This is a genomic window from Ilumatobacter sp., from assembly GCF_965215205.1.
Classification (GTDB): domain Bacteria; phylum Actinomycetota; class Acidimicrobiia; order Acidimicrobiales; family Ilumatobacteraceae; genus Ilumatobacter_A.
In genome coordinates this window covers 1,722,929-1,735,492 of the sequence record NZ_OZ244049.1, presented here as the reverse complement: position 1 = coordinate 1,735,492, position 12,564 = coordinate 1,722,929, and the positions used below count along the sequence as shown (strand labels likewise).

The 12,564-nt window shown below is 72.0% G+C and carries 11 protein-coding genes; 4 read left to right on the top strand and 7 right to left on the bottom strand.

Annotated elements, in window-relative coordinates:
• Positions 1–106: 106 nt before the first annotated feature.
• From ACOOHC_RS08130 to ACOOHC_RS08100, 7 genes are all read right to left on the bottom strand, one after another.
• Positions 107–313 (bottom strand): hypothetical protein, encoded by a 207-nt coding sequence (locus tag ACOOHC_RS08130; RefSeq protein ID WP_420453487.1) that lies wholly within the window; start codon positions 311–313, stop codon positions 107–109.
• Between the two features lie 109 nt (positions 314–422).
• Positions 423–620: a heavy-metal-associated domain-containing protein gene (locus ACOOHC_RS08125; RefSeq protein ID WP_420453486.1), complete on the bottom strand. Its 198-nt coding sequence runs from the start codon at positions 618–620 to the stop codon at positions 423–425.
• A 28-nt stretch (positions 621–648) separates the two neighbouring features.
• Positions 649–3,219: a heavy metal translocating P-type ATPase gene (locus ACOOHC_RS08120; protein ID WP_420453485.1), complete on the bottom strand. Its 2,571-nt coding sequence runs from the start codon at positions 3,217–3,219 to the stop codon at positions 649–651.
• 57 nt (positions 3,220–3,276) lie between these two features.
• Positions 3,277–3,693: a heavy metal-responsive transcriptional regulator gene (locus ACOOHC_RS08115; RefSeq protein WP_420453484.1), complete on the bottom strand. Its 417-nt coding sequence runs from the start codon at positions 3,691–3,693 to the stop codon at positions 3,277–3,279.
• Positions 3,694–3,762: 69 nt separating this feature from the next.
• Complete coding sequence (locus tag ACOOHC_RS08110; protein ID WP_420453483.1) at positions 3,763–4,194, bottom strand: BLUF domain-containing protein; 432 nt, start codon at positions 4,192–4,194, stop codon at positions 3,763–3,765.
• Between the two features lie 17 nt (positions 4,195–4,211).
• Positions 4,212–5,810 (bottom strand): putative bifunctional diguanylate cyclase/phosphodiesterase, encoded by a 1,599-nt coding sequence (locus ACOOHC_RS08105; RefSeq protein WP_420453482.1) that lies wholly within the window; start codon positions 5,808–5,810, stop codon positions 4,212–4,214.
• A gap of 165 nt (positions 5,811–5,975) precedes the next feature.
• Positions 5,976–7,724, bottom strand: a complete 1,749-nt coding sequence (locus ACOOHC_RS08100) for an alpha-amylase family glycosyl hydrolase (protein WP_420453481.1) — start codon at positions 7,722–7,724, stop codon at positions 5,976–5,978.
• Positions 7,725–7,966: 242 nt separating this feature from the next.
• Between ACOOHC_RS08100 and ACOOHC_RS08095 the strand changes: the two genes are divergently transcribed.
• The 4 genes from ACOOHC_RS08095 to ACOOHC_RS08080 are packed head-to-tail and all read left to right on the top strand — an operon-like array spanning position 7,967 to position 12,504.
• Positions 7,967–9,061 carry a phosphotransferase family protein gene (locus ACOOHC_RS08095; protein WP_420453480.1) on the top strand — a complete coding sequence of 365 codons (1,095 nt, stop codon included), beginning with the start codon at positions 7,967–7,969 and terminating at the stop codon, positions 9,059–9,061.
• Between the two features lie 4 nt (positions 9,062–9,065).
• Positions 9,066–10,385: a hypothetical protein gene (locus ACOOHC_RS08090; RefSeq protein WP_420453479.1), complete on the top strand. Its 1,320-nt coding sequence runs from the start codon at positions 9,066–9,068 to the stop codon at positions 10,383–10,385.
• Positions 10,382–12,358 (top strand): hypothetical protein, encoded by a 1,977-nt coding sequence (locus tag ACOOHC_RS08085; RefSeq protein WP_420453478.1) that lies wholly within the window; start codon positions 10,382–10,384, stop codon positions 12,356–12,358. The genes ACOOHC_RS08090 and ACOOHC_RS08085 overlap by 4 nt, the downstream gene beginning before the upstream one ends.
• Positions 12,355–12,504 carry a hypothetical protein gene (locus ACOOHC_RS08080; protein ID WP_420453477.1) on the top strand — a complete coding sequence of 50 codons (150 nt, stop codon included), beginning with the start codon at positions 12,355–12,357 and terminating at the stop codon, positions 12,502–12,504. The genes ACOOHC_RS08085 and ACOOHC_RS08080 overlap by 4 nt, the downstream gene beginning before the upstream one ends.
• Positions 12,505–12,564: the final 60 nt, after the last annotated feature.

The following is a 12,564-nucleotide window of genomic DNA, read 5'->3' as shown; positions in this document are numbered from 1 at the left end:
GCTCCGCGCCCGCTGACCCCGTGGGTCGCCGAGCCGACCCGGGCGGCCGTCGCGGTGGCGGAGATCCTCGGAGCCGTTCGACGATCGCCGCGTCGGCCAGCCGGCGTCAGGTGGGCCGTTCCACCTCGGGGAGGCCGCGCTCCGCCTGCCCTGCGTCCTCGTCCATCACCAACGTCCACCACGTCCGGATCGCGTTCACCTCGTCCTCGCGGAGATCGGCGTCGCGGTGCGTGGCGGCGGCCACGAGCAGCCCGGTGATCAGGTGGGCGTCGACGCGACTGATGCTGATCAGCAACTGCGAGGGGGACGACACGTCGCCCACCGTACGCGCTCGCGCGACCCCGCAACCGGTTCCTTCCGTCACTCGGACCGGAGCTCGCGCGAACACGGGAACGGCGCTGGACGTGCCCGGCCGACGACGGTCAGCTCTCGACGTCGAAGCCGGCGTCCTCGATCGCCGCGACGACGGCGTCGCGCTCACCGCCGGCGACGGTCACGGTCTCGGCGTCGAGGTCGACGTCCACCGATCCGACCCCGTCGATGCCCGCGAGAGCGGACTCGATCGTCGTCCTGCAGTGGTCGCACGAGATCTCGGGGACGGAGTAGGTGGTCGTGGTCACGTCGGGGCTCCTCGTTCGTGGTCCCGGCCTACGCCGAGACCGGGGTCGATGTCGTCGGGGCGGCCGTGGCGCCGCGATCGACGTCGTGGCCGGCGTCGTGGTCCGCGGTCTCGAAGCGGCGCAGCCGGATGCTGTTGAGCACGACGCTGATCGACGAGAACGCCATGGCGGCGCCGGCGATCATCGGGCTGAGCAGGCCCGAAACGGCGAGCGGGATCGCGACGGTGTTGTACCCGAACGCCCAGAACAGGTTCTGGACGATGGTGCGGTGGGTCCGCCGGGACAGCTCGATCGCCGTCACGACGCCGCCGACGTCGGCGCGCATCAGGGTCAGGTCGCTCGACTCGATCGCCACGTCCGTGCCGGTGCCGAGGGCGATCCCGAGGTCGGCCTGGACGAGCGCCGGAGCGTCGTTCACCCCGTCGCCGACCATCGCGACGACCTCACCGTCGTCCTGGAGGCGCCGGACCTCGCTCTGCTTGTCCTCCGGGAGGACCTCGGCGATCACCCGGTCGATCCGGACCTCCTCGGCGATCGAACGGGCGGTGCGGGCGTTGTCCCCGGTGATCATCGCGACGGTCAGGTCGAGGTCGTGCAGGCGGCGCACCGTGTCGGCGGCCGACGGCTTCACGGTGTCGGCGACGGCGACCACGCCGCGGATGTGCCCGTCCCACCCGGCGAAGACGACGGTGCGCCCGAGCTGCTCGAGCTCGACGGCGCGGTCGTCGAGCCACCCCGGGAGGGTCAGCGAGGCGCGCCCGGCGAGCTCGCGCCGACCCACCCACACCGTGGTGCCGTCGACGTCGGCGCGGATGCCGTGCCCGGGCATCGTGTCGAACCCCGTGACGCGCTCGAGCGACCCGTGGGCCGCCCGGGCGGCCTCGGCGATCGCCCGGCCGATCGGATGCTCGCTGTCGGCCTCGACGGCACCGGCGCGAGCGAGGAGCTCGGCGTCGGTCGTGGACTCCTCGGTGACGACGTCGGTGACCGACATCGCCCCCTCGGTCAGCGTGCCGGTCTTGTCGAACACGACGGTGGTGACGCGCCGGGTGCGCTCGAGCACCTCGACGGACTTGATCAGGATGCCGAGCTGGGCGCCACGGCCGGTCCCGACCATGATCGCCATGGGCGTCGCCAGGCCGAGGGCGCACGGGCAGGCGATGATCAGCACGGCCACCGCCGCCTCCACGGCGTCGCCGACGTCACCGCCGAGGAGGGCCCGACCGAGGAAGGTGGCCGCCGCGATCGCGAGGACGACGGGGACGAAGATCGCCGAGATCCGATCCGCCAGGCGCTGCGCGGCCGACTTGCCGGTCTGGGCATCCTCGACGAGCTTCACGATGCGCGCGAGCGCCGTCCGCGAGCCCACCGCCGTCGCACGGATCGTGAGCGCACCGGAGGTGTTGATCGTCGCCCCCGCCACGGTGTCGCCGGCGCGCTTGTCGACCGGCAGGGATTCGCCGGTCAGCATCGACTCGTCGACCGCGCTGGCGCCGTCGGTCACCTCGCCGTCGACGGGGACCTTCTCGCCGGGTCGGATCTTGATCGATGCTCCGATCCGGACCTCGTCGACGGGCACCATCTCCTCGGTCCCGTCGTCGCCCACCACTCGCGCCTCGTCGGCCCCGAGCTCGGCGAGGGCACGCAGGGCGCGGCCGGCCCGACCCTTGGCCCGGGCCTCGAGGGCGCGGCCCAGGGTGATGAAGAACATGATCACCACCGACGCCTCGAAGTAGAGCTCCATCCCGCCGGTGACGAGCTGAGCGGTCGACCACGTGAACGCCGCCAGGGTGCCGAGCGCGATCAGGGTGTCCATGTTCGCGGTGAGGTGACGCGCCCGCCGGGCGGCGCCCACGAGGATCGGCCACCCGACGACGAACTGGACCGGGACGGCGAGGGCGAACTGGAGCCACCGGAGCCAGGTGCTCTCCATCGCGAGGTCGTGGTAGAGCATGGTCGACACCATGACGGCCGCGACGGGGGCGGAGAGGGCGGCGCGCCGCGTCCACGACCGACCATCGTCGGCGTCGCCGCCCTCCGTGCGCTCGGCGTCGCGTGACCCGGCAGCGCTGCCGCGCACGGGCGCCGACAGCTCGTACCCGGCGGAGCGGACCGCCTCAGCGAGCGCCTCGACGTCGAGGCCGCCGGGCGCGACCGCGGTGACCTCGGCACGGCCGGTGGCGTGGTTGACGCGCGCGTCCTCCACCCCGTCCTGACGCGACAGCACCTTCTGGACGCGGGCGGCGCACGATCCGCACGTCATCCCGGCGACGTCGAAACCGGTCGTCGGAGCGACCTCGTCCAGCGGCGGGAGCATCGTGTAGCCGGTGCGCTCGACCGCCGAGCGCACCGCTTCGACGTCGATTCCGTCGTGGTCGATCTCGAGGTGGGCTCGACCGGTCGCGTAGTTGACCTCGGCCGACGAGACGCCGGGCTGCTTCGACAACGTCTTCTGGACGCGGGCGGCGCACGATCCGCAGGTCATCCCCTCGATCTGCACATCGAGCGCCGACGATCCAGGGGGCGTGCCGTTCGCCGTCGCGGCGTCCGGCCCCGCGGCGTGCGGCCTCGCGGCGTGCGTGGTGGTGGTCTCGGTCACGCACCCCAACCTAGGGGTTCCAGTCGAGGTCAAGGTCGAATGGCGTTCGTCACGAGGTCACGTCGTGGAGTCGGCGAGGGCCTCGGTGATCACCTGGCACCGGTTGGAGTCGGTGCAGTCGGCGGGATCGAGCGCGGCGACCCGGGCGTCCATCTCGCGCAGCTGCTCCCGCGCAACCTCGAGCTCGGCGATCTTCGCGTCGAGGTCGGTGAGGTGGCGGTGGAGCAGGGCGCGGGTGTGCTCGCACGACTGGCCGCCCTCGTCCTTGATCTCGAGGATCGACCTGATCTCGGCGAGCGACAGCCCCGTCGACTGCGCCTGCCGGACGAAGTCGAGTCGCTCGATCGCCGTGGGTCCGTACGAGCGGTAGCCGGACTCGGTGCGAGCCGGTTCGTCGAGCAGCCCGATCGACTCGTAGTAGCGGATGGTCTTCGTGGTCACCTTCGCCGTGCTCGCCAACTCGCCGATCCTCATGGCTCGACGCTACCCATCGGCTCGATGGCGTGATCCCGATCCGACCCGCCGAGGGGTCGCGCCCCGCCCTCAGCCGATCGCGAGACCGGCGGGTCCGAACAGGTGGCGCCGGATGAGCGCGTAGACGACGTCACCCGTCCACGTGGCGACGTCGCGCTCGTCGTGGCGGACGACGCCGTCGAAGTCGGCCGATGCACCGGTGTAGGCCATGTCCCATCCCGCGAACCCACGCCGCTCGACCGGTTCGAAGCTCAGCAGCTCGACGTGGGAGTGGCGCTCGTCGCACTGGATCCGCTCGAACACCGATTCGATCGCCTCGTTGGCGCCTTCGAGGACCTGCGCGAAGCACCCGTCGTGGAACACGAGCGCCCCGGTGACGTCGGCGAGGGCGTTGTTGCGTCGCGACGCGGCGAGGATCTGCGCGACGTGGCGGTCCACGTCGTCGGGCGAGCCGGGGATCTCGTTGCGGCTGATGTACACGATGCGGAACAGAGGGGTCATCGGGGGTCTCTTCGTCGTCAGCGACCATCGACGTCGACGGTCGGGGGCAGGGGTCGGTGGAGGTACGAGGAGATGTCGGTGGGCAGCATCGGACGGGCGAAGTAGTAGCCCTGCACCTCCTGGCATCCCTGATCGGCCAGCTCGCGGTACTGCTCGAGCGTCTCCACACCCTCCGCGATCGTCGTCATCCCCAGGCTGGAGCCGAGCGCCACGATGGCCCGCACGAGGGTGCGCGAGCGATCCGTCTGCTCGCCCCGCACGAAGGACTGATCGATCTTGATCGACGAGAACGGGAAGCTGTGCAGGTAGCTGAGCGACGAGTACCCGGTGCCGAAGTCGTCCATCGCGACTCGGACGCCCATGTCGCGCAGCGCCCAGAGCCGGGCGATGGAGCAGTCGGTCCGCTCGAGGAGGACCGACTCGGTGATCTCGAGCTCGAGGCGGTCGGCGGCGAGCCCGCTCGTGCGCAGCGCCTCCGAGACGATGTCGACGAAGTCCGCACGGGCGAACTGGACGGCGGACACGTTCACCGCGACGACCAGGTCGCTCGGCCATCGCATCGCCTCGAGGCACGCGGTCTCGAGGACCCACCGGCCGATCGGGTGGATGTCGCCCGTCTCCTCGGCCAGCGGGATGAAGACGTCGGGCGGAACCCGTCCGAGGAACGGGTTGTCCCAGCGCAGGAGCGCCTCGAACCCGCACACGCGTGGCTCGCGCAGCGCGATCTGCGGCTGGTACACGAGGGAGAGCTCGTCGAGGCTGAGCGCTCGTCGCAACCGCAGCTCACGATCGCGCTGCTCGGTCGCACGGTCCTGGAACGACGGTTCGAAGGATCGCACGCAGCCGCGACCGGCCGCCTTGGCGCTGTGCAGGGCGAGATCGGCGTGCTGCAGGATCAGGTCGGGGGTGCTGATGTCGCTGAGGCTCGCCACCCCGATGCTCGCCCCCACGTTGACCTGCTGGCCCTCGATCAGGAACGGCCGGGAGACGAACTCGACGATGCGACGCGCGACCCGCTCGGCCGATCCGTCCCCGTCGGGCACGTGGGCGACGACGAACTCGTCGCCGCCGAGCCGGTACAACCGATCGTCGTCCCGGCGGGTGGCCGCCCTGATCCGATCGGCCACGAGGACGAGCAACCTGTCACCGGCGCCGTGACCGAGGGTGTCGTTCACGTGCTTGAACCGATCGAGATCGATCATCAGCAGCGTCAGCGGTGCCGATGCGGGCCAAGCGGAGAGGTTCCGGCTCAGCAGCCGGCGGTCACCGGCGCCCGTCAGCTCGTCGCTCGACGCCTCGTCGATCCGAGCTCGTCGCGCTTCGCCGCCGTGCCCGGGGGCCGGCGTCACGATCACCAGGCCGTCGCCCGCGTCGAGCGGCGCGACGTGGAAGGCGCGCCCGGCCGCGGAGGTAAACGAGGTGGTGCCGCGCGAGGCGAGCGCGGCAGCGCACCGAGGAGCCGCGTCCGCGTCGAGACGGGCGACGACGTCGACGATCCGCGACCCGACGATGTCGTGATGGTGCTCTGCGTCGTGATGGTGCTCGTCGTGATGGTGCTCTGCGGTCGGATCGTCGAACGCCCGGTGCGTGGTGCGAACGCACCCGTCGCGATCCACGCGGATGATCAACAGGGGTGGGGGTGGCGATCCCGTCGAGACGGGCGCGGTCGTCCTTGCCGGCACCCCTCCCCATCGGCTCGGTCCGCGCCCACCTGAAGCGCCTCGTCGACGAGCCGGTCACACCTCGGTGGGTGCCGAGCGGCGCGGCCGACCCGCTGTCGGTCAGTGACGTGCGAAGATGGCGGAGGCGTAGGAATCCAGCGTGATCCGCACGCCGAACGGTTGGTCGTCGCGTGGTTCGCCCGACGTCTCGATCTGCGCGGTGAGGGTGTCGGAACCGGTTCGGTGGTACCCGGACCAGGTCGAGTCGAACACCGCCGCCCACGTCCCCTCGCCCGGCACGCCGACCTCGGTCGTCACCTCGTTCCCGGTGAGGTTGGCGACGACGAGCGCCGCGTCGTCGAGACCGCCGACCCCCCACCGCAACCACCCGAGGACCCCGTCGTCGCCGAGGTGGTGCACGGCGATCCGGTCGCCGCGCAACCCGCCGGCGCGACCGTCGCGCCCGGTGCGCAGCCGGATCAGGTCGCGCCACATGGCGAAGGTCCCGGGGCGTTCCTCTCGGCGGTGCCAGGCGAGCGGTGCCTGGTCGTCGAACCAGTCCTCGTCCGCCCACTCCTGGCCCTGGAACAGCATCGGGACGTCGCACGCCGCCATCACCAGGACCGCCCCGATCGCCGCCCGGCGGGTGGCCGCCCACGAATCGGGATCGGCCTCGTCGATCTCGGCGGTGACGCGGGTCCGCCCGTTCGCGACCTCGTCGTGGGACTCGGTGTAGACCACCCGTGCGAACGGGCGTGACGTGTCGAGCGCCGACGCGATCGAGGCGAGATCGCGGTCCTCGTCGACGGCGGACTCCAGCACGGCCCGGACCGGGTGGACGAAACCGGCCGCCCACTGCGCATCGAACCCCAGGCCGCCGTCGCCCGTCGAGGTGGTGACGAGCGGGTTCTGCTGGAGGTCCTCGGCGATGATCAGCGCGCCCGGGCACCGGTGGTGGACGGTGTCGGTCAGATCGGCCAGGAAGCGCCGTCCGTCGTCCAGGTCGCCGTCCGGGCCGTCACCGCCGTGCGCGTTGCGGATCTGCGACGTCATGTCCAGCCGCAGGCCGTCGATGCGGTACTCCTGCAGCCACATCAGCGCGTTGTCGATGAGGTACGCGCGCACCTCGTCGCGACCGAAGTCCGGGCGCGTCGCCCCCCACGGCGTCTCCGCTCGCCAGTCGGCGTAGAAGTAGATGCCGCCGCCGTCGCCCTCGAACCAGCCGTCGAAGCGCCACAGATCCAGGTCCGACGGGCCGAGGTGGTTGTAGACGACGTCGAGCACGACGCCGATGCCGACGCCGTGGGCGGCGTCGACGAGACGACGCAGCGCCTCCGGTCCGCCGTAGGCGGACTCGACCGCGTAGGGCGCCGCCGGGTTGTACCCCCACGACACGTCGCCGGCGAACTCGGCGACCGGCATCAGCTCGATGCAGTTCACACCGAGCTCGGTCAGGTGGTCGAGCCGACCCGCGACGTCGTCGAGCGTCCCGGCGAACGTCGCCACGTGCAGCTCGTAGATCACCAGCTCGTTCACCGGGGCCAGCGTGAAGTCGGGGTGCTGCCACTCGAACGCGCCGTCGACGACCACGCACCGACCCACCGAGTCGGTGACGTCGCGGGCGCACGGATCGCGGCGCTCGATCGGCCCGTCGGCGGTCTCCAGGACGAACAGGTACTCGGTGCCGACGTCGCAGCCGGCATCGCCCTGCCAGCAACCGCCACCGACGTCGGCGAGCTCGACGTCCACCGAGTCGTCTCCGTCGAACAGCCGGACCGACGCGCCGGACGCGTTCGGTGCCCAGACCCTCCACGTCGCGGAACCGTCCCGCCACGTGCAGCCCGTTCGGGCGGCGGCGATCTCATCCATGGGGCACCTCTTCCTCGGCATGACCGTCGTGCCCCGGCCGGACGCCGAAGGGACCACGATCGATACCCACGCCCACCTCGGGCAAACGGGCGTGCCGGACGTCGCAGGGAGCCGAGCCGTCCGACGCTCACCGTCGTCGAGGCGGTCCGGCCGTGTTCACCGCGCCGTGCTCGTGTGGCTACGTTCGGACCAGCGGAGGAGACGTGTTCGCCCGAGGTGAGCGAACGAGATGGGGGGAGCCGATGTCCGTGACCGAGGTGCGCAGCGAGCCCGAACTGATGTCACCGGGGTGGATGACCCGCGCGCTGTCGGCCGGCGGGGTCGCCGACGGGGCCACGGTGACCGACGTCGGGTTCGTCGGCTACATCGGGACCGGCCAGACCGGCCGCAACGCCCGACTCGCCCTCGAGTGGGACGACCCGACCGGTCGGCCCGCCACCGTCGTCGCCAAGATCCCCTCGTCCGACCCGAGCGCGCGGGCGTCGGCGTTCTCGACGGGCAACTACGTCAAGGAGTGGATGTTCTACGACCGGGTCGCGTCGACGGTGGACATCACGACACCTCGGTGCCACGTCGCCCTCTACGACGAGTCGGTGCCCGATTTCGTGCTCGTCATGGAGGACGTCGCCGGGTCCGAGCAGGGCGACCAGCTCGACGGCCTGTCGTCGGATCGCATCGCCACGGCGATCGGCGAGCTCGTCGGCCTGCACGCACCTCACTTCGGTTCGCCGACGCTCGAGCGGCTCGTCGACACCGGTGTGTCGGCGACGACACCCGACGAGGTCGGCGAGCTCGTGCAGATGCTGTACGGAGCGACGCTCCCCGGCTTCCTCGACCGACTCGGCGACCGCCTCGACGACGACGTGGCGAAGCTCGCGCGCGACTTCGCGCCGCTCGCCGGAGCGTGGACGAGCGGCACCGACACCCCGCCGACCCTGGTCCACCTCGACTACCGCGCCGACAACCTCCTGTTCGGCGTCGCCGAGGACGCGCCTCCGCTCGTCGTCGTCGACTGGCAGACGCTCAGCGCAGGTCTCGGCGCGAGCGATCTCGCGTACCTCGTCAGCGGCAGCTACCCCGACGCCGCTCGGCGTGGCGTGGAGGAGCGCGACCTCGTCGAGGAGTACCGGAGCCGGATGGCGAGCGCCGGTGTCGAGCTGAGCGCCGACGCCATGTGGCGCGACTACCGGGTCGGCAGCCTGTGGGGGATGATCATCACGGTCGTCGCCACGGTCGCCGCCGCCCGGACCGAGCGCGGCGACGACATGCTCACGGCGATGGCGCAGCGCCACGGGCGCCAGGCGCTCGACCTCGACGCCCTCTCGCTCGTCGGCTGACGCGATGGACCGCGACGCACGGGTGCGCTGGCCGCTGCTGCTGGCCGTCGGAGCCGTCCCGGTCCTGCTCGTCCTGTTCGGCGGGCACCGCGGCACCCACGCCGCACGCAACCTGCTCGTCCCCGGTGCCGGGCTCCTCGAGACCCTTCCTCTGGGCGCGGTCGCCTGCTTCGTCTCCGTGGTCGCCGCGGTGGTCGCCTGGCTGAGGTGGGGCACCGACTGGATCGTGGTCGCCGTGCTCGTCGCGACGATGGCCGCATCGGCGATGTGGGGAACCGGGGGACACGGCGACGACGGGGACCTCGCTGCACGCAGCGCCCACGAGTTCCCGATCGTGGTGCTGATCATCGCGTTCCTCGCCTGGATCCGCTCCGCGATCGGAGGCGTCCCCGGGTTCGGTCGGGTCCGCGGTCGTCGGGCCCGTCAGGACACCTCGCTGAGCCTGCTCGATCTGCCGCCCGTCGATCGTTGCCGGGCGGTGACGATCCTCTCGCTGGCCGACGAGGGTGGCACCGAGCTCTCGCGGGCCGTGGGAGCGGCCGACGTGGACCGACGGGCTCGGCGCATCTCGCGCGCCGCCCGGCTCCGGTTCGGTGACCCGTTGGCTCGTGATCACGTCCACGTGCGCACGGCGCGCACGATGGTCGGAGGGCCGGCGGGGGGCGACGACGTCCCGACGAGCGAACCCGGCTTCGTGCGACTCCTGGACGCGATCCTGGCCGCCGTCGCTCTCGACGGTGACGCCTCCGACGTGCTGGCCGGGCCGTTCGCCGCACGACGCGGGCACCGTCCGGCGTGGTGGTGGACCCCGCTCGGGATGCCCGGCGGGCGGGCGCTCGACTGGGAGCACGCGACGGCCACGGCGCTGGCGCACGAACGCGGCTGGATCGACGACGGCGACTGGGCGCTCCTGCGCCGGCGCGTGCTCGGCGCGGCGGCTCGTGGGGTGTCCCGACGCGACGACGAGCGGCTGATCGCCGCCGGGCGGCTCTGGCTCGCCCTCGTCGACGACGACGCCGCACGGGCCGTCGTCGATCGGCCGACCGTGCGCCACGACGCGTTGGCCCGAGCGATCGACTCGCTCGCCCGCCACCTGCGCGACCGGCCGCTCGACCGGGAGGGCGGCGTGACCGGCACGATCAACCGGCCCGACGACGCGTCGATCGGACCGATGGCCGGGCCCCGGACGTCGTCGGGTGATCCCGATGGCGGACCACCGCGCGAAGTTCTGGTGACGCCTCGTGCGGTGGTGCGCCCGCACCACCCGCCCGCACCGAGCCAGCCTCGACCGCCCCGCTCCTCGACCGGAGGGATCCGCCCATGACGATCACGACGCCGATGGCTCCCCCCGAGTCCGTCGCCGGCAACGGCATCCCGCTCCTCGATCCGCACCCACGCCGGATGGGACCCGTCAGTCGCCGCCTGCTCACGCGCTTCGTCGCGGGGATCGCGCTGGTGCAGCTCGCCGGCGCCGTGCTCACGTTCGTCGTCGCCGGCGACCGGGCACGGGCCGCAGGGCTCTCGCTGACCTTCCCCGGCGGCGGGTTCCTGCACCTCGCTCGCCCGGGCCTGTTCGTCCTCACCTCGGTCGCCCTCGTCGTCGCGCTCGTGCTGTGGTGGGGGCTGAGCGCGCACGCCGCGATCCCCGTCGTCTGGCTGGGCAGCGCGCTCGCCGCGTGGGCGCTCGTCGACGCCCCCCGCCTCGTCGGCGACCGCGACACGACGTGGGGATGGGCCATCCCGGTGGTCTACGCCCTCGCGGTCGCCGTGCTGGCGGCGATGGTGTGGAAGTTCGAGCGACGGTTCCGGTCCAAGCGCGCCGCGGTCGCCGAGCTGAACGACTACCTCGCCTCGGTCGAGCTCACCGTCCCGGAACGTGCTCCGCGCGAGCCGAACGACATGGACGCCGAGCTGCTCCGCTTCTGCTACGACCTGGCCCACCAACCCGACGACGGTCTGACCGGCTTCGACTGGGGCGAGCAGTTCCACGGCGGGACGCAGCTCCGCTACCAGCTCAACGCGCACTGCTGGGCGTTGAGCCTGTACGCCGCGAACTACGTCCCGAACGCTCCGGCCCAGATCACCGACGCCCTCGAGCGCCTCGTCGCCAAGCACACCGACCTGCGGGTGTGGAAGTACTGGCGCACCCTGAACGTGCTCGGCAACCTCGACACGAACCCCGACCCGATCGTGCGCGACAACATCATGTTCTCGGCGTTCCTCGGTGACGTGCTCAACATCTTCGAGGCGGCGACCGGTTCCACCCGCTTCGACGAGCCGGGCTCGCTGACGTTCGTGTGGAAGGACGGGCGGGAGTTCCCCTACGACCACCACTCGATCATCGAGGCGGTGAACGCCAACTACGAGCGCAGCACGCTCGGCTTCTACCCGTGCGAGCCGGGGTGGTCGTTCACGGTGTGCAACGTGATGGGAGCGCAATCGATGTACGGCCACGATCGGCTCCACGGCACCGAGCTCTGGGAGCGCAACCGTGATGGCTGTCGCACGACGTTGGAGCAGGAGTACCTGACCCCCGACGGGACGTACGCGCACATCCGCTCGAACCACGTCGGTCTGTCGTGGGACACGGGTGAGGTGCCGGGCGGGCACTACACGGCGAACGGCACCGGGCGCTTCGCCGACATCCTGCCGGCGCACGGCGACCGGGCGCGGGCGCTCGACCTGCGCGGCGCAGAGCCGGCGATGGCGCGGCTGTCGGCAATGATCACCGACGGGACGTTGCCGCTCGAGATGCCGCACGAGCTCGAACGGCACCGCACCTCCTCCACGGCGCTCCCCGGGTGGAACAAGGTGATCGGAGGTGCGCGCCTGGTCGGCGACGAAGGGCTGGCCGAGGCGGCGATGGACGGCGCCGAGCGCCAGTGCGGTACCGGATCGCGCTGGCCGGACCGTCCGCTCGACGCCGGATCCTCCGCGTTCGGCGGGCACATGATCGTCCGGTGGGCGATGCCGATGTCGCTCGCCGACCTCAACCGGCGCGGCTACGTCGCGCCGGCGGGTCCGGTGCTCGAGGAGACCGAGTGGGATCTGGTCATGGTGACCCTCGCACGCAGCGACGACGGCGAGACCCTGGAGCTCGCCGTGCGCCCCCGCCACGCCGACGCGGCGGTGGGCGAGGTCGAGCTCGGCTTCGCCCAGCTCGTGGCGGGGGCGGCCTACCGTGCCGAGGACGCCGACGGGGAGACCCTCGCCCGGTTCGTCGCCGACGCCACGGGTCGGTCGATGATGCGACTCGACGTCGCGGGCCCGTCACGGCTGCGGGTGGTGCCGTCGTGATCCTCAACTGCGACCGGATCTGGACCCGCCTCGTCAGCGCCGTGTTCACGCTGCGACGCCGCCCCCGGGTGACCAACGACCCGCCGCGCCTGTCGACGGTCCGGTCGCCGCGTCGCCGGGTCGACACCTCCGTCCGATCCTCGTGACCGTCGGGCGTGGACGCCGGATCGTGGAGGATCAGCGATCCCCCGACTCCGGCTGACGGC